This window comes from Providencia sp. PROV208, from assembly GCF_028479465.1.
GTDB classification, from domain to species: Bacteria; Pseudomonadota; Gammaproteobacteria; order Enterobacterales; family Enterobacteriaceae; genus Providencia; species Providencia alcalifaciens.
Genome location: NZ_JAMPNS010000010.1, coordinates 41,706 through 57,834, shown reverse-complemented (window position 1 = coordinate 57,834; position 16,129 = coordinate 41,706). Strand labels below are relative to the sequence as shown.

Annotated in this window: 16 protein-coding genes; 9 read left to right on the top strand and 7 right to left on the bottom strand. The window is 41.8% G+C overall.

Translation table 11 applies throughout. The features are described 5' to 3' along the window. Positions 1 to 117: 117 nt before the first annotated feature. The 3 genes from moeA (at position 118) to PR766_RS08140 (ending at position 2,617) form a co-directional block, all read left to right on the top strand. Complete coding sequence (moeA, locus tag PR766_RS08150) at positions 118 to 1,359, top strand: molybdopterin molybdotransferase MoeA (protein ID WP_006662276.1); 1,242 nt, start codon at positions 118 to 120, stop codon at positions 1,357 to 1,359. A gap of 5 nt (positions 1,360 to 1,364) precedes the next feature. Then, on the top strand, positions 1,365 to 2,111 hold the full coding sequence (gene moeB, locus PR766_RS08145; RefSeq protein ID WP_071992027.1) for a molybdopterin-synthase adenylyltransferase MoeB: 747 nt from the start codon (positions 1,365 to 1,367) through the stop codon (positions 2,109 to 2,111). A gap of 170 nt (positions 2,112 to 2,281) precedes the next feature. After that, a complete protein-coding gene (locus PR766_RS08140) occupies positions 2,282 to 2,617 on the top strand; it encodes a zinc ribbon domain-containing protein YjdM (protein ID WP_006662278.1) in 336 nt (111 codons plus the stop codon). Between the two features lie 84 nt (positions 2,618 to 2,701). On the opposite strand, the gene PR766_RS08135 is transcribed toward PR766_RS08140, so the two are convergent. From PR766_RS08135 to PR766_RS08125, 3 genes are all read right to left on the bottom strand, one after another. After that, positions 2,702 to 4,300: an ABC-F family ATPase gene (locus PR766_RS08135; protein WP_006662279.1), complete on the bottom strand. Its 1,599-nt coding sequence runs from the start codon at positions 4,298 to 4,300 to the stop codon at positions 2,702 to 2,704. Between the two features lie 262 nt (positions 4,301 to 4,562). Beyond that, positions 4,563 to 5,021 (bottom strand): GNAT family N-acetyltransferase, encoded by a 459-nt coding sequence (locus PR766_RS08130; protein WP_006662280.1) that lies wholly within the window; start codon positions 5,019 to 5,021, stop codon positions 4,563 to 4,565. A 13-nt stretch (positions 5,022 to 5,034) separates the two neighbouring features. Then, a complete protein-coding gene (locus PR766_RS08125; protein WP_006660157.1) occupies positions 5,035 to 5,610 on the bottom strand; it encodes a TIGR00730 family Rossman fold protein in 576 nt (191 codons plus the stop codon). Between the two features lie 289 nt (positions 5,611 to 5,899). Here PR766_RS08125 and rhtA point away from each other — a divergent pair, with 289 nt between their 5' ends. Then, a complete protein-coding gene (gene rhtA / locus PR766_RS08120) occupies positions 5,900 to 6,787 on the top strand; it encodes a threonine/homoserine exporter RhtA (RefSeq protein WP_006660158.1) in 888 nt (295 codons plus the stop codon). Positions 6,788 to 7,076: 289 nt separating this feature from the next. Beyond that, the gene (gene dps / locus PR766_RS08115; RefSeq protein WP_006660159.1) at positions 7,077 to 7,580 is read left to right on the top strand and encodes a DNA starvation/stationary phase protection protein Dps; all 504 of its coding nucleotides are present in this window, start codon (positions 7,077 to 7,079) and stop codon (positions 7,578 to 7,580) included. 58 nt (positions 7,581 to 7,638) lie between these two features. Here dps and dinG read toward each other — a convergent pair whose 3' ends face one another. After that, on the bottom strand, positions 7,639 to 9,759 hold the full coding sequence (dinG, locus tag PR766_RS08110) for an ATP-dependent DNA helicase DinG (RefSeq protein WP_006660160.1): 2,121 nt from the start codon (positions 9,757 to 9,759) through the stop codon (positions 7,639 to 7,641). Positions 9,760 to 10,000: 241 nt separating this feature from the next. Between dinG and PR766_RS08105 the strand changes: the two genes are divergently transcribed. After that, positions 10,001 to 10,162 carry a hypothetical protein gene (locus PR766_RS08105; RefSeq protein WP_006660161.1) on the top strand — a complete coding sequence of 54 codons (162 nt, stop codon included), beginning with the start codon at positions 10,001 to 10,003 and terminating at the stop codon, positions 10,160 to 10,162. A 36-nt stretch (positions 10,163 to 10,198) separates the two neighbouring features. Next, positions 10,199 to 11,038: a 3-mercaptopyruvate sulfurtransferase gene (sseA, locus tag PR766_RS08100; RefSeq protein ID WP_036979614.1), complete on the top strand. Its 840-nt coding sequence runs from the start codon at positions 10,199 to 10,201 to the stop codon at positions 11,036 to 11,038. A gap of 320 nt (positions 11,039 to 11,358) precedes the next feature. On the opposite strand, the gene PR766_RS08095 is transcribed toward sseA, so the two are convergent. From PR766_RS08095 to rhlE, 3 genes are all read right to left on the bottom strand, one after another. Beyond that, a complete protein-coding gene (locus PR766_RS08095; protein ID WP_006660163.1) occupies positions 11,359 to 11,607 on the bottom strand; it encodes a GlsB/YeaQ/YmgE family stress response membrane protein in 249 nt (82 codons plus the stop codon). 163 nt (positions 11,608 to 11,770) lie between these two features. Further along, positions 11,771 to 12,730: a tRNA dihydrouridine(16) synthase DusC gene (gene dusC / locus PR766_RS08090; protein WP_006660164.1), complete on the bottom strand. Its 960-nt coding sequence runs from the start codon at positions 12,728 to 12,730 to the stop codon at positions 11,771 to 11,773. Next, on the bottom strand, positions 12,730 to 14,079 hold the full coding sequence (gene rhlE, locus PR766_RS08085; protein WP_154636181.1) for an ATP-dependent RNA helicase RhlE: 1,350 nt from the start codon (positions 14,077 to 14,079) through the stop codon (positions 12,730 to 12,732). Before rhlE ends, dusC begins: the two co-directional genes overlap by 1 nt. 290 nt (positions 14,080 to 14,369) lie before the next feature. Here rhlE and cecR point away from each other — a divergent pair, with 290 nt between their 5' ends. Together cecR and hlyD are read left to right on the top strand one after the other, a co-directional pair. Further along, positions 14,370 to 15,068, top strand: coding sequence for a transcriptional regulator CecR (gene cecR / locus PR766_RS08080; protein ID WP_006660166.1), 699 nt, complete (start codon positions 14,370 to 14,372; stop codon positions 15,066 to 15,068). A gap of 66 nt (positions 15,069 to 15,134) precedes the next feature. Next, the gene (hlyD, locus tag PR766_RS08075; RefSeq protein WP_006660167.1) at positions 15,135 to 16,127 is read left to right on the top strand and encodes a secretion protein HlyD; all 993 of its coding nucleotides are present in this window, start codon (positions 15,135 to 15,137) and stop codon (positions 16,125 to 16,127) included. Positions 16,128 to 16,129: the final 2 nt, after the last annotated feature.

Here is a 16,129-nt window from a genome sequence, read left to right as displayed (position 1 = left end):
AAAGCTATCAGCAATCAATTTCTATTCATTCACCCAATGCGCTATATCTGCCATAATACCGCTAGCAAATTTATTTGAGCGTTCTAAGCCAATAACAAGATTAAGAGGTAACGATTTATGGATCAGTGTCATACTAATGGTTTGATTTCTCTAGAACTTGCATTAGAAAAATTACTGTCTAACACCCCAACCGTGACTAGCACAGAAATCATTCCACTCACTGAGTCTGCTCAACGTATTATTGCCGAAGATCTCATTTCACCGATCAACGTTCCACCTTTCGATAATTCAGCGATGGATGGTTATGGTTTCCGCTTCGCAGATTGGGATGGAAAAACCCCCATGCCTGTCGCCGGCAAATCATTTGCAGGCAATCCAATGGAAGGCAAACTTCCGGCGGGTAGCTGTGTACGTATTATGACCGGTGCACCAATCCCTAATGGTGTTGATACCGTTGTCATGCAAGAAGCGACCGAACAAACTGACCAAGGCATTGTTTTTACAGAAGCCTTTAAACTCGGTAACAATATCCGCAAAGCGGGTGAAGACATTGCACAGGGTCAAGCCGTATTTCCAGCGGGAACGTTACTGTCCACAGCACAGTTACCCTTGATTGCTTCACTGGGTATTGCCGACGTGACCGTTTATCGCCGCTTAAAAGTCGCTGTATTCTCAACGGGTGATGAACTTCAAGCAATAGGCAGCCCACTGGCAGACGGTCAAATTTATGATACCAACCGTTTTGCTGTGCGCTTGATGTTAGAAAAGCTCAATTGTGAAGTATTAGACCTCGGCGTCATTCCCGATTCGCCAGAAAAATTAAAACAGACATTTATTGAAGCGAACCAGAAAGCCGATTTAGTCATCAGCAGCGGTGGTGTCTCAGTTGGCGAAGCTGACTACACCAAACAAATTCTTGATGAACTGGGCGAAATTGGCTTTTGGAAGTTAGCCATCAAGCCAGGTAAACCTTTTGCTTTTGGTAAACTCAGTTCAGCATGGTTCTGTGGCTTACCTGGAAATCCTGTCTCCGCCGCGCTCACTTTTTATCAACTCGTTCAGCCGCTCATTGCTCGCTTATCGGGTCACAGTCAATGGAAGGCGCCTGTACGTTTTAAAGTTCCTGTCACCACTCCATTGAAAAAATCACCTGGACGCCTTGATTTTCAACGTGGAATTTTAAGTGTTAATGAACAAGGTCAGCTGCAAGTTGCGACCACAGGGCACCAAGGCTCACATATTTTCAGTTCCTTCAGCCAAGCAAACTGCTTTATCGTATTAGAACGTGAGCGAGGAAAAGTGGCTGTGGGTGAAACTGTTGATGTGGAAATGTTCAATTACTTATTAAAAAGTGAGTAACGACTGTGCAAGAACTGACTGACCAAGAAATGCTGCGTTATAACCGCCAAATTATCCTACGAGGTTTTGATTTTGACGGACAAGAAAAACTGAAAGCCAGTAACGTTTTGGTGATTGGACTCGGTGGTCTTGGCTGCGCCGCAACCCAATACCTTGCAGCTGCGGGTGTTGGGCACTTAACACTTGTGGATTTTGATACAGTTTCCCTGTCAAATTTACAGCGGCAGACCCTACATCGTGATGCAACGATTGGTCAACCTAAAGTCGACTCTGCCAAAGCACAACTGGTGGCAATCAATCCTCACATACAAATTGATACCATTGATGCACAATTGGACGATCCTGAGTTAAATGAACTCGTACAGCGGCATGATGTGGTCTTGGACTGTACTGACAATGTCGCTATTCGCGAGCAACTTAACTGCATCTGCTTAAAGCATAAAACCCCTTTCGTTTCCGGCGCAGCAATCCGTATGGAAGGTCAGCTTTCTGTATTTACCTATGAAGATGGAATGCCTTGCTATCACTGCCTTAGCCGGTTATTCGGTGACAATAGCCTAACTTGTGTGGAAGCGGGAGTTATGGCGCCACTTGTTGGCACAATTGGTACATTAGAGGCAATGGAAACCATCAAATTGCTCACTCAATATGGCACCGTAACAACTGGAAAAGTGCTGCTATTTGATGCAATGACGCTCGATTTTCGCCAATTTAAATTGAATAAAGACCCGAACTGCGAGGTTTGTTCCTAAACATAATCCATGGCGAGAACTCTCTCGCCATTACCCTCGGCTTAAAATTAGGAATATTCCTAAAAATAAGTTTATCTTGTCTTTGGTCTTATACTATCCCCCTTTCGGGGAACACGAGTATCCCACTGGTTTGAACTATGACCGCATGAGTCATTACTGAGAATATAAATATGTCATTACCTCCTTGCCCAAAATGTCAGTCCGAATACACCTATACTGACAACGATATGTACATCTGCCCTGAGTGTGCGCACGAATGGAACGATGCAGAGCCAGTTGCTGACATTGATGAACTCATCGTAAAAGATGCTAATGGTAACTTATTAGCTGATGGCGATACTGTTACAGTGATTAAAGATCTCAAGGTGAAAGGAAGTTCTTCAATGCTGAAAATCGGTACCCGAGTGAAAGGGATCCGTTTAGTGGAAGGTGACCATAATATCGATTGTAAAATCGATGGTTTCGGTCAAATGAAACTGAAATCTGAGTTCGTGAAGAAAAACTAATTTCTCAGCAGCATCTCACTGCCAAAATAAAAATAGCCCCGCTGAACGCAACTTCGCGGGGCTATTTTTTTGCCTAAAACGTCATTAGATTACAACGCCTTGGCTCTTCAGGTATTCGTCATACGTTCCTTTAAAATCAACCACTTTATCTTCTTTAATTTCTAAGATTCTGGTCGCTAATGAACTGACAAATTCACGGTCATGGGAAACAAAGATCAGTGTGCCTTGATACATTTCTAACGCTAAGTTCAGCGATTCAATGGATTCCATATCTAAGTGGTTAGTTGGCTCATCCATAACCAAAATATTTGGCTGTTGCATCATCAGCTTACCAAATAACATACGTCCTTGTTCACCACCGGATAATACAGATACTTTTTTCTTAATGTCATCTTGAGAGAACAACAAACGACCTAAAATACTACGGACGGCTTGCTCATCATCCCCTTCATTTTTCCACTGACTCATCCAGTCAAAAACATTCAGGTCAGTATCGAAATCTTCAGCATGGTCCTGCGCATAGTAACCAATATTGTGGTTTTCAGACCATTTTACCGTTCCGCTTGTCGCCGGTTGTTCACCTACCAGTGTTTTTAAGAATGTTGTTTTACCGATACCGTTAGCACCGATAACCGCCATCTTTTCACCCACTTCCAATAACAAGTTCACATTTTTAAATAATGGACCTTGGTCATAACCATTGGTTACCGCTTCTAATTCCAACGCGTTACGGAATAGCTTTTTCTCTTGCTCAAAGCGAATGAATGGGTTTTGGCGGCTAGAAGCTTTAACTTCATCTAATTGAATTTTATCAATTTGACGAGCGCGAGAAGTCGCTTGTTTGGATTTTGATGCGTTAGCACTGAAGCGGCTAACGAAAGATTGTAACTCCGCAATTTGCGCTTTTTTCTTCGCATTATCGGATAAAAGGCGCTCTCTCGCTTGAGTTGCCGCAATCATATACTCATCATAGTTACCCGGGAATAAACGCAACTCACCGTAATCTAAGTCCGCCATATGCGTACAAACGGTGTTTAAAAAGTGTCTATCATGGGAAATGATGACCATGGTGCAGTTACGATCATTCAAGACTTGTTCTAACCAACGGATTGTGTCGATATCCAAGTTGTTGGTTGGTTCATCAAGTAACAAAATATCAGGATCCGCAAACAGCGCCTGAGCCAGCAGCACACGTAACTTCCAACCCGGAGCAACTTCGCTCATCGGACCATAATGTTGCTCAACCGGAATACCAACACCTAGTAACAGCTCACCAGCACGGGCTTCCGCGCTATAGCCATCCATTTCACCATAAGCCACTTCCAGATCAGCAACGCGATAGCCATCTTCTTCGCTCATTTCTGGCATTGCATAAATTCTGTCGCGCTCTTGTTTGACATCCCAAAGCTCAGCATGTCCCATGATAACGGTGTCTAGCACAGTAAATTCTTCAAACGCAAACTGATCTTGGCGTAATTTACCCAGACGTTCGTTTGGATCTGTTGTACTGACATTCCCTGCGGTTGGTGTTAAGTCACCGCCGAGGATCTTCATAAATGTAGATTTGCCCGCGCCATTTGCGCCGATCAGACCGTAACGATTGCCTGTACCGAATTTTACTGAAATGTTTTCAAACAGCGGCTTACTGCCAAACTGCATAGTGATATTATTGGTTGTTAACACTGCGATGCCTTAAATTGATCTTTGTAGAGTCGTCCCCGAGACTGGCTTATTTGCCCTGTTCCCGCCGACTTGAAATCTGATTAGAATAAATAGCCGCGCATTATGCCATAATCCAGCGTTTAGATCTTGTGCTGATTTTCGCGCTACGTTTTCTGACATGAATAAGGTCAACCACGATACCGATTTAGATATCGTATCCGTTAATCACAATCTAAAAATGAAAATAGCGAAAAAGCTCCCCATAAAAGCAGAGCCTAAAAAATTACAACGAGATCCCCATTGTGCGAGATACCTCAGTTAATCCTTCACGTTCATAAAACTTAATAGCTTGATGGTTTTGCGCTAATACAGAAAGCTCTAAATGACTAAATTTTTGCTTTTTTGCCCACTCTTTCATTCCATCCAAGAGTTGTTTCCCTGCCCTTTCGCCACGAAAATCTGGGGAGACAATTAAATCAAAAATATAGCCAAAATCCCTCGGTACAATACAGCTATAAGGATCTGAGGTCTGTTTTTGAGCAATACAAAAGCCTTTAATTTCACCTTCATGATCAACCACTAAAAGATGAAACTTAGTGTCATTAATTGCATTCTCAACAAACTCGTTCGATTGTTCCGCGTCTTGTAAGCGCTCACTATCAAGCTTAGCCATCTCCGCAAATAAAATTTGATAGAGAGAAAGAATGGCTGATAAATCCTCTTTTTTTGCGGTTCTGATCATTGCATCACCCTTTTCAATCGTAGGTTTTTACTGGCGGTGCAATGTATGTCTCAAATTGATCTAATAAATCTGCTGGGGAAGATTCCACAATCGCCATATGACGATATTTCTCATGCAGAAAACCTTCATCCGCCATTTTGTTGGTCATATCAATCAATGGCTGCCAGTAATGATTAATATTGAACAATCCACAAGGCTTAGTGTGTAAACCAATTTGGCTCCATGTGAATACTTCACTGTATTCTTCTAATGTACCGTATCCACCAGGCATGGCGACAAATCCATCCGCAAGCTCAATCATTTTACTTTTACGCTGATGCATAGTGTCTACTTTGTACAATTCAGTCAGATTTTTATGGGATATTTCACGTTCTTCAAGGAGAGATGGAATTACACCTATCGCTTTCCCACCTAAAGATAATACTGTATCTGCAATGGTACCCATCAGCCCAACACTAGCCCCACCATAAACTAAAGCGATATCACGTTTAACCAGCTCTTTGGCAAATTCAATGGCCTGTTTTTGATAAATGTCGTTATTGCCCATGCTAGAGCCACAATAAACCGCCACACTTTTAATTTTTTTCATGTTCTACCTTTCATACCTATTATCATTCTTGTCAGCGCGAAATTATACGGCACCCACAACGAAGCTCAACTCACAATATTTGATTATTTATAACTTAGTGACTCTCTAATATTAAATAATATGGTCAATACTCCATATTTAACAAAGCAATATAATCTGCATGAATTCTGTGAGATAATTCACGTCAATTTGCTGGCTAAGTGTAAATATCCTAACAGGCCACCATTATTATTTAGATTTACCCATTTTACCTGTCACGTTGCTATCGTTTTTTTGAGGTTTTTTATTCATGTCTGCCGATACTAAAAAGAGTGCATTTCCACTATTACCAATAGGCTTGCTATTACTGGCAATGACCTCAATTCAAAGTGGTGCCTCTTTAGCTAAAACATTATTCCCACTTATCGGCGCTCCCGGTGTTACGGGTCTACGCTTACTATTAGCGACTATTATTTTATGTGTCATTTTTAAACCTTGGCGTTTAAATTTTAGAAAAAGCTCATTAGTTCCGCTACTTGCTTATGGCTTGTCTCTCGGTACGATGAACTATTTATTTTACTTAGCTCTCGAGCGTATCCCTCTTGGTATTGCAGTGGCACTTGAATTCACAGGTCCACTCGCTGTGGCAATGTTTTCATCTCGCCGCCCTATTGATTTTTTATGGATAGGGTTAGTGATCACCGGCTTACTCTTCTTATTACCTATTGGGGATAACATTAACTCCCTAGACCTTCTTGGTGTTGCTTATGCTTTAGGCGCGGGTGTTTGCTGGGCTATTTATATTATCTTTGGACAACGTGCTGGTGCAGGTTATGGTGCTGCAACAGTTGCTGTAGGCTCACTGATTTCAGCGCTAATTTTCTTTCCGATTGGGTTAATGCAAACGGGGGTTGAAGCCATGTTTGACCCAGCGATATTGCCTTTAGCCTTAGCAGTTGCCATACTATCCACGGCATTCCCATACACGTTAGAAATGATAGCGTTAACCAAATTACCCGCAAAAACATTTGGTACCTTAATGAGCCTCGAGCCTTGCATGGGCGCATTTTTAGGCATTGTTTTCCTGCAAGAACATTTGACTATGACTCAATGGTTAGCGCTGCTGTGTATTGTTTGTGCCTCTATCGGATCAACCTCAACGTCAGTGCCTAAATCCAAGATTGAAAAAGTCTCATAAATATTGACGATTTTTACCATCCATCACCAAGGCTAATAATTTTATTTATTAGCCTTTTTATTATGTTATTTTTTAGCAGAGCCTTTATTTCATTAGCTTGTAAAGTAATATTCATCTATTTGAAAAATACCAACGATAGATTTGATTGGCAAAATCTAAAATAAATACAATTCACTCATTTACCTATTAAAGTAATAGATAATGACTTTATGACATTCTTAGCTTTACGCTCTATATTTATAAACAGACAAGATAATTGAATCAATTTATATTTAAGAGAGGAAATTCTATGAATACTGCAAAATTATTTAAAACCTCTTCAACTGACCTTTTATATACCCGTAATGATATTGAAGATAGCGTTAAACTAGAAACTATCGGTATATTAAACATGATGGTGATTCATTTCACTGATCTTTCTTTAATCACCAAACAAGCACATTGGAATATGCGTGGACGCAATTTTATTGCAATACACGAAATGTTGGATGGCTTTAGAGATAGCATCATTGGGCACTTGGATGAGTTTGCTGAACGAGCTGTTCAACTCGGTGGTGTGGCAACCGGAACATCACAGCAAGTAAATAAGTTCACATCCTTAGAAGCTTATCCTTTAGATATTCATTCAGTCCAAGATCATTTAAAAGCACTCGCTGAGCGTTATGCTGTTGTGGCAAATGATATTCGCAAAGCGATTGATGAAGTTGAAGATGAAAATACCGCAGATATGTTTACTGCCGCTTCCCGCGACCTAGATAAATTCCTGTGGTTATTAGAAGCCAATATTGAGTAGTGTCGTAAAACAGAGTCAATATATTGACCATGAGACCACTTCGGTGGTCTCAATTTATTTATCGTGCTGCCTTATCTGATGTGGGCATATCGGGTTGCTCAATAGGGAAAACAGGTAACGAATTTAATAAACGTTTCCCGTAGTTTTTTGTTAATAAACGTTTATCGTAAATGATGATTTCACCATAACATTCATGGCTTCGAATCAACCGCCCCGCCTGCTGAATCAAATTGAATGAAGCACTTGGTAAACTTTGCACTTCAAATGGATAGCGCTTTAACGATTTTAACCAATCCCCTTCAGTGATAATCACAGGATTCGTTACGGGTGGAAATGCGATTTTGTGAATATGCACTTGAGTTAAATATTCACCTTTTAGATCTAACCCTTCTGCAAATGACTGTAAGCCTATCAAGGCACTTTTTTGTCCTTGCTTAATACGCTCACAATGGGTTTCAACTAAGCGATAACGTGGTTGATCACCTTGAACTAATAACTGTAATCGCAGATCTTTCACATGCTCAAGAAACCCATCCATCGCACGTTGGCTACTAAATAAAATTAGCACCCCATGGTGATTTCCTTCCGTAAATTGGTGACGAAAATAAGTCGCCATTTCTTTTAAATGTTCCGCTTCATGAGCCATCGTTGGCTCATACTCCATTTTAGGAATAACTAATTTACCCTGTTCTACATGATTAAAAGGTGAAGTCAGCGTGACAAACCGGTCATCACTCTTTTCAGATAACCCGGTTAACTCCATAAAACGTGAATAACTGTTCAAAGAGCGTAATGTTGCTGAAGTAATGACAATATGAGGAACATTTCGCCAGAGTAAATGTTGTAACTGCTCGCTCACTCGAATACCTGCGCAATGCATAAAAATACGTGACTGATTTTTTTCATATCGACGGCTAAGCCATTTGGATACAGGTGCGCCAGAACTTTGTTCAAGCGAGGCTAAGCGCCATAATTTAGCCATATTCTCAAAATAACCCATCGCTCGACTAGTGACTAAAATTGAACGATGCAGACGCACAATATCTTGTTTCGCAGTCTGCTCTGTCAGATCGCTTAAAATTGCTTCAGATAACCCGCGCAGCGCGTCCGTGAGCTTAAATAGCTCTTGGCAGCATAACTGCATTGCTTCGGGTAATACTCCCATTGGGAAAAGGTATTCTGACTCTTTGGATGTCTCAGGAAGTAGTCCATTCGCCAACAATGAGAAATCTCGGAAACAATCCCGTAATTTTTCCGCATGCTGCTGTAACTTATCAGGATTTGCCAACTTAGGCGGTTTCGCAGGACGAAACTGAGCCACGTATTGCCCGACATGGTGAATAAAATTATCCACTTGAGCGGTAAGCTGAACGAGTGTAATTTCCCCTTCGACTTCTAAAGCATCTCTCGCGACATCGGGAATATGGTGCCCTTCATCGAGAACTAGCAATAATTTTTTCGGATCAGGCAATACCGATTCGCTTTCCATCGCCGCCATAACTAAGGCATGGTTAGCCACAACAACATCGGCATCTTCAATTTCACGGCGAGCAATAAAAAATGGACAGCGTTGATAAAACTGACAATTTCGTCCAAGGCAATTCATTTTATCAGTACTGACTTTACGCCATAAACTATCGCTAAACGCCTTTTTATGATGATCTCGCAACCCATCCCAAGCAAAACTATGAAAATCATTACGTAATTGCTGGCACTGAGCTCTTTCCTCACTATTCGCAATTTCTGTTTTGTCTTCCACTAACAGCATTAGGTCAATTTGCTCCCCTTCCGCGGCACAAATCGCTTCTAAATTTCGCGGACAAACATAACGAGCTCGCCCGAACGCGCCCGTGAATTTTAAATCAGGAATAATTTTACTCAGCAACGGTAAATCTTTACTGAAGATCTGGTCTTGTAGGGCTACGTTGGCAGTGCTAACCACCAAGGTTTTCCCCTCTTCACGCCCAACAGCAATCCCCGGAATCAGGTACGATAATGTTTTACCAACGCCCGTTGGGGCTTCAATAATTAAATGGCGTCCTTCAGCATCTGACAAATTTTTCGCCACTTCAGCAATCATTTGGCGCTGAGGTGCCCGAGAGACAAAGCCCTCGATTTGATTAGATAACCCTTTATACCATTGAGTTATTTGTTCTTTGATTTTATTTGACAGAGACATAGATACGCTGAAGACCAAGTAAAGAGGATAAGATAACCAATCACAGAAAAAGCAGAAAAGCTGCTAATTAATCTTTTGCGAAACGCTTCGCAAAACTACTGTATTAATTTCCATTATACACAAATTCTGGAAAGCCTTTCGCAAAACACCTATTCGAAGCAAGAAAATCTCCCTGAAAACTTGTTTGCTATTGCCATCCAGTTATACTTTGGCTTCTTCATATCTAATCAGGCTAATAAAAATGAAAAAAGTCGTCATCGCACTGTGCGCTTTATGCGCGTTGAGTTCTATCGGAGGAATTGTGTTAGCAGGGATGAATATTTATACCCGCTCAACGACACCTTTAGAACAAAATCAGGCTCAATCGCCATCAGTATTACCTGCACCTAATCAAATTCAGTAATCAGCCATTAATAATCTAACGGGACGGTGAGTTATGATGTACAACGATTATTTTGTCACGCCAGAGTGGTTAAATTCACATCTTTCAGATAGCAATCTGATTGTACTTGATGCATCAACCCCCCCGCCAACCGCCCCCTATGATTGTTATCAGAGCTATCTTGATGAGCACATTCCACATGCACAATTTTTTAATCAAGATGAAATTGCAGATAAAAGTAGCGACTTACCGCATATGCTGCCTAGTGCAGCCACATTTAGCCAAGCCGTTGGGGCGATGGGTATTAATAACCAGACCCAAGTCATTATTTATGCGCAAAATAACTTATTTTCATCGCCTCGTGCATGGTGGACTTTCCGCACATTAGGCTGTAAACACGTAAAAATCTTAGCGGGTGGAATTAACGCGTGGAAAGCCGCAGGCTTTGCAACACAGTCAGGTAAAATTACACCACCAGCAACACAAACCTTTATTGCAGATAGGCAAAATGCCAATGCCCTGAACCAACAACAAATGTTGGAGATTGCAACTGATGGTAAGATTCAAATCGTTGATGCTCGCGCCGCTGCGCGTTTTCTTGCTCAAGCCCCTGAGCCGCGCCCAGGTTTAAGAATGGGCCATATCCCCGGCAGTAAAAACGTGCCTTGGGATTTATTAGTGGAGAATGGGGAATACAAATCACCAGAACAATTAAAAGCGATTTTTGCCGAGCATGATGTCGATATTCACGCGCCAACAGTGACAACGTGTGGCTCGGGCATGACCGCCGCGGTTGTCTTAATGGCTTTAATGCTACTCGGTAACTCTCATGTTCGCCTCTATGATGGTTCTTGGGCGCAATGGGGTCAAGACAACGGTTTACCCATCGAACCTTAATCTTACTCATTCCCCCCATAGCTACTTTTTAAGTATGGGGGAATGTAATTATTCTCTTTGCGCTTATAGTGTAAATATAAAAAGCATTAAATAAATAACGTCATTTTTCTATTACGTCATTTTAATGAAGATAATAATTAATAAGTGACTGATGGGAACGCTGAGTAATAAACCTAGAAACGCATTCTACTGTTTAAGGCACTGTAGCAGTATGAAAATTGAAAAATTAAAGCCACACATTATTTAGCGATACGTCATAATATGTGGCTTTAATAAATAATTTATAGTGCGGTAGCAGGTTTTTTTACTTTCTCAGAAAACTACTTGATAAACATCCCTGCAAGGAATAGTACGACGATGGCACCAATAACGGCGACAATAAAGCTGCCAAAATTAAATCCATCTACCTTACCTTTACCAAAGAATGTGCTGATATATCCCCCAACAACGGCCCCTACGATCCCCAGAACCGTGGTCATAATGAAACCCATTTGATAGGTTCCAGGCATCAGCCATTTAGCTAAAACACCCGCGATTAAACCAAAGATAATCCAAGCAATAACGCCCATTTGAGGCCTCCAATATCCAGTTGCACTCTATCTCTGCAGCATTCTATCTTTGTTGCATGTCATAAATGTTTTATTTCATACGGTGATAGCACTATGTGAAATAAATCATCACCATACCTGTTAATTAAAGACCTAATCTTAAATTTTAGCAAATCACATAATTCTAATATGGCATGACAGGTAGCGATTCCACATGATGTGCAATGATATCTGCGATTTGCTCTGCTGTTTTCAAAGCTCTAACCTGAGAGAACAAAACGTCGGCTTGTTGATACTCTTTACGCAAATAGCTAAGCCACTGTTTAATACGGGCTGCGTGGTAATGTCCCGTATCTCCCTGTTTTTCTAACTCTGTATATTTAAAGAGTATTTTGCCAACCTGCTCCCAAGGCATCTTCGGGACATTGTGTTTGATAACTCGGCTCAAATTCGGTGTATTTAAGGCGCCTCGACCAATCATAATTGAATCGCACCCCGTCATTTCCATACACCGTTTAGCACTTTCATAATCCCAGATTTCACCATTCGCAATCACTGGAATTGACAATTTTTGGCGAATCTCACCAATGGCCTGCCAGTTAATACATTCGGCTTTGTAGCCATCTTCTTTTGTACGCCCATGCACTGTTAACTCAGTTGCCCCAGCTTGTTGCACAGCATCCGCAATTTCATGAGCAAATTGACTACTGTCCCAACCTAATCGAACTTTTACAGAGACCGGTAATTCTTTAGGCACTGCGGCACGTATCGCTTTAGCGGCATGATAGATAAGGTCGGGTTGCTTCAATAATGTCGCGCCACCGCCACTACCATTCACTGTTTTTGAAGGGCACCCACAATTGAGATCTACCCCCCAAGAACCGAGCTCTACCGCGCGGTTGGCATTTTCAGCCAACCACTCGGGATACTGACCTAACAACTGTACTCTCACTAATGTTCCCGAGGGTGTTCGGCTGCCATACTGGAGCTCCGGACATAGCCGATAAAACGTTTTTGCAGGCAGTAATGTATCTACAACTCGTACAAATTCTGTGATGCACAAGTCGTAGTCATTCACCTCACTCAATAAACGGCGAACCAGAGAATCAAGTACCCCTTCCATCGGAGCGAGCAGTACACGCATTAGCTTTCACTACACCCTTGTCTAACACGCTTCTGAGCGCTTTTCCATGGAGAACCAGCTGATTCAGATTGACCTTTACCCGCGCTTGTATTTTGACGACGAGGACGACTATGACCTTTATTGCTATTACTTCGCTCACCACCACGGTTATCTGGAGAACGACGGTCATTGCGCTGAGAAGGCTTTTGAATCGGCTCAGCTTTGATTGATGGGTTTGGTTCATACCCTTCAATCGCCATTAATGGAATAGATTTTTTCAGTAACTTTTCAATATCTTTCAGCAACTTAGCCTCATCGATACACACTAAAGAAACCGCCATACCCGTTGCTTCCGCGCGCCCAGTACGACCAATACGGTGAACATAATCTTCAGCCACATTAGGCAACTCAAAGTTAACTACATAAGGCAGTTGTTCAATATCCAAACCACGGGCAGCGATATCTGTCGCCACGAGTACACGGATATCTCCCGATTTAAAATCAGCTAAAGCGCGAGTACGAGCTCCTTGGCTCTTATTTCCATGAATTGCCGCTGCTTTTACGCCATCTTTATTTAAATGTTCCGCTAAACGGTTAGCGCCATGCTTAGTACGCGTGAACACCAAGACTTGTTGCCAATTCTCGCGCCCAATCATAAATGACAGTAATTCTGCTTTACGATTTTTATCCACTAAATGGACATATTGGGTCACTTGTTCAGACGCAGAGTTACGCGGTGCCACTTCAATCGATACAGGGTTATTCAGCAATTTACTCGCCAACTGTTTAATCTCATCAGAGAACGTTGCAGAAAACAGAAGGTTTTGGCGCTTTTTCGGTAATTTAGTGATCACGCGACGAATGTCGTGAATAAAGCCCATATCCAGCATACGGTCAGCTTCATCCAAAACGAAAACTTCGACTTGAGAAAGATCCACTGCATTTTGGTGCTCCAGATCCAACAAACGACCCGGTGTTGCGATCAGGACATCCACTCCACCACGCAACTTCATCATTTGAGGATTAATGCTCACACCACCAAACACAACAAATGAGCGAATTTTCAAATGGCGGCTATATTCTTTTACGTTTTCAGCCACTTGAGCTGCAAGCTCACGAGTTGGAGTTAAAATCAATGCACGGATAGGACGGCGGTTATTGCCCCGAGGATTGTCTACCAATTTTTGCAAAATAGGTAAGGTAAAACCGGCTGTTTTACCGGTACCAGTTTGAGCACTGGCTAATAAGTCTTTACCCGCTAGAACAGCAGGAATAGCTTGTTGTTGAATAGGCGTAGGACTTTCATAGCCTAATTCATTAATGGCACGCAAGATTTCCTCGTTTAACGCGAGGTCTGAAAAACTAGTCAAATTAATTACTCCGGGCTCCACCGCTTCAATATATTGGGCAGCTCTAGGGGGGAAGGTTTGATATTCAATAGAAGAAAAGCGCAAACTGCCATGCGATACCCAAAAATTCTACCATCATTTGACCGCGATAAATATATTAATTTAGATTGATGAATAAACTAATACAAAATCTGCTTTATATAGTATATATACGTACACAAAACTAAAGATACATCTGTTTTCATCCTGAATAATGAACAAATGCCAACTAAGAGCATGTTAAAAATTTATTTAATTCTGAATCAAAAGGAATGTTTATGAACACAAATTCATCGCCAACATTGCGTGGAGAGAGCGCTAAGCTCCAACTTCTTCTCGCTGCCGCAGACGTTTATGGAGAACAAGGCATTGATGGGGCTACCACTCGCCAAATTGCCCAAGCATCAGGGCAAAACATCGCTGCAATTTCATATTATTTCGGTTCAAAAGAAGGGCTTTATCTGGCGGTTGCTCAGCAAATTGCAAACAATATCAAAGAGAGCTTTGAGGAAAGTATTAATAAAATCGATTACTTTATTAGCCAGCCAGCAGAGTTACAAATTCCTGAAGAAGCACTCGAACTCTTAAAAAACACCATTATTTCTTATAATTTTTTCCAACTTAAAAAAGAAAATCTCAGTTTTTCACGTATCCTTGCTCGCGAACAACTCAACCCAACTGAAGCCTATGGTTTAATTCATGAGCAGGCTTTGGGTCCTATCCATTCACGGCTTAACCGCTTAGTTTCTATCTATATCGGCGCTGATCCAAACGACTTAGCAACATTAATTCACACTCATGCCATTTTAGGTGAAACACTTTCTTTCCGTATTGCGAGAGAAACACTACTGAGGCAAACGGGCTGGAAACACATCAATGAGAATGAATTTAAAATTATTAATCAGGTTCTTATTGAACACATCGATATCTTATTATTGGGGTTACGGCATCGCCAACAATCAGAAAAGTGATATGATATATAGATAAAACTAAATCATAATCTTGAGTAATGAGTTTACCCGTCACTAAGGTTAGTTATGAACACAAAACGCCGCACACAAGTTCTTTTACTGATTATTCTGCTGATTGCCGCCATTTCAGGGGGCTATTACTATCAATCGCTTCAGGACAAAACATTCGCTCTATATGGTAATGTGGATGTGCGTACCGTTAACCTCAGCTTCCGTGTCGGTGGTAAACTCGCCTCTTTAGAGGTTGATGAAGGGGCGCAAGTCAAAGCTGGACAGTTACTTGGAAAATTAGATGACGCTCCTTACATCAATGCCTTAAATAAAGCCAAAGGGCTCCGTGACAGTGCCAAAGCACAGTTAGCACTTAAAGAAAAAGGCTATCGCACCCAAGAAATCGCCCAAGTTGAAGCTGAAGTTGCCCAGCGCCAAGCTGCTTGGCAATATGCGGACAATTTTTATAAGCGCCAACAGGGCTTAGCTGCCCAAAAACTGATATCTGCCAATGATCTGGATAATGCTAAAAATAACCGTAATCAAACGCTTGCCGCACTGAAAGCATCCCAAGATAAACTTAATCAATATCAAAGTGGATTTCGCCAAGAAGAGATAGCCGCAGCACGAGGAGAATGGCTACAGGCAGAAGCGGCTGTTGCTCAAGCGGAACTCGACCTTGCCGATACTCAGTTACTGGCTCCTTCTGATGGTACTGTATTAACCCGAGCCATCGAGCCAGGTACCATTATAGGCTCCGGTAATACCGTTTTTAGCGTAACCTTAACCCACCCTGTTTGGGTTCGCGCCTATGTTAGCGAAGCACATTTAGGCGATGCCGTACCCGGTAGTAAAGTTTTGTTATTTACCGATAGCCAACCCAATACGCCCTATCATGGCACTATTGGCTTTGTTTCCCCCACTGCCGAATTCACGCCAAAAAGCGTACAAACTCCGGATTTACGCACTGATTTAGTGTATCGCTTACGCATTATTGTCGATGATCCAAATGATAAACTTCGTCAAGGGATGCCCGTTACCGTTCAATTTGCGGCTCCTCAACAGTAGGG

Bases quoted from the DNA above. Each gene is read 5' to 3' on its own strand.
- moeA (WP_006662276.1), top strand. From the start codon at position 118: ATGGATCAGTGTCATACTAATGGTTTGATTTCTCTAGAACTTGCATTA.
- PR766_RS08140 (WP_006662278.1), top strand. From the start codon at position 2,282: ATGTCATTACCTCCTTGCCCAAAATGTCAGTCCGAATACACCTATACT.
- PR766_RS08130 (WP_006662280.1), bottom strand. From the start codon at position 5,021: ATGATCAGAACCGCAAAAAAAGAGGATTTATCAGCCATTCTTTCTCTC.
- PR766_RS08125 (WP_006660157.1), bottom strand. From the start codon at position 5,610: ATGAAAAAAATTAAAAGTGTGGCGGTTTATTGTGGCTCTAGCATGGGC.
- rhtA (WP_006660158.1), top strand. From the start codon at position 5,900: ATGTCTGCCGATACTAAAAAGAGTGCATTTCCACTATTACCAATAGGC.
- dps (WP_006660159.1), top strand. From the start codon at position 7,077: ATGAATACTGCAAAATTATTTAAAACCTCTTCAACTGACCTTTTATAT.
- dinG (WP_006660160.1), bottom strand. From the start codon at position 9,759: ATGTCTCTGTCAAATAAAATCAAAGAACAAATAACTCAATGGTATAAA.
- PR766_RS08105 (WP_006660161.1), top strand. From the start codon at position 10,001: ATGAAAAAAGTCGTCATCGCACTGTGCGCTTTATGCGCGTTGAGTTCT.
- sseA (WP_036979614.1), top strand. From the start codon at position 10,199: ATGTACAACGATTATTTTGTCACGCCAGAGTGGTTAAATTCACATCTT.
- PR766_RS08095 (WP_006660163.1), bottom strand. From the start codon at position 11,607: ATGGGCGTTATTGCTTGGATTATCTTTGGTTTAATCGCGGGTGTTTTA.
- dusC (WP_006660164.1), bottom strand. From the start codon at position 12,730: ATGCGTGTACTGCTCGCTCCGATGGAAGGGGTACTTGATTCTCTGGTT.
- cecR (WP_006660166.1), top strand. From the start codon at position 14,370: ATGTTTATGAACACAAATTCATCGCCAACATTGCGTGGAGAGAGCGCT.
- hlyD (WP_006660167.1), top strand. From the start codon at position 15,135: ATGAACACAAAACGCCGCACACAAGTTCTTTTACTGATTATTCTGCTG.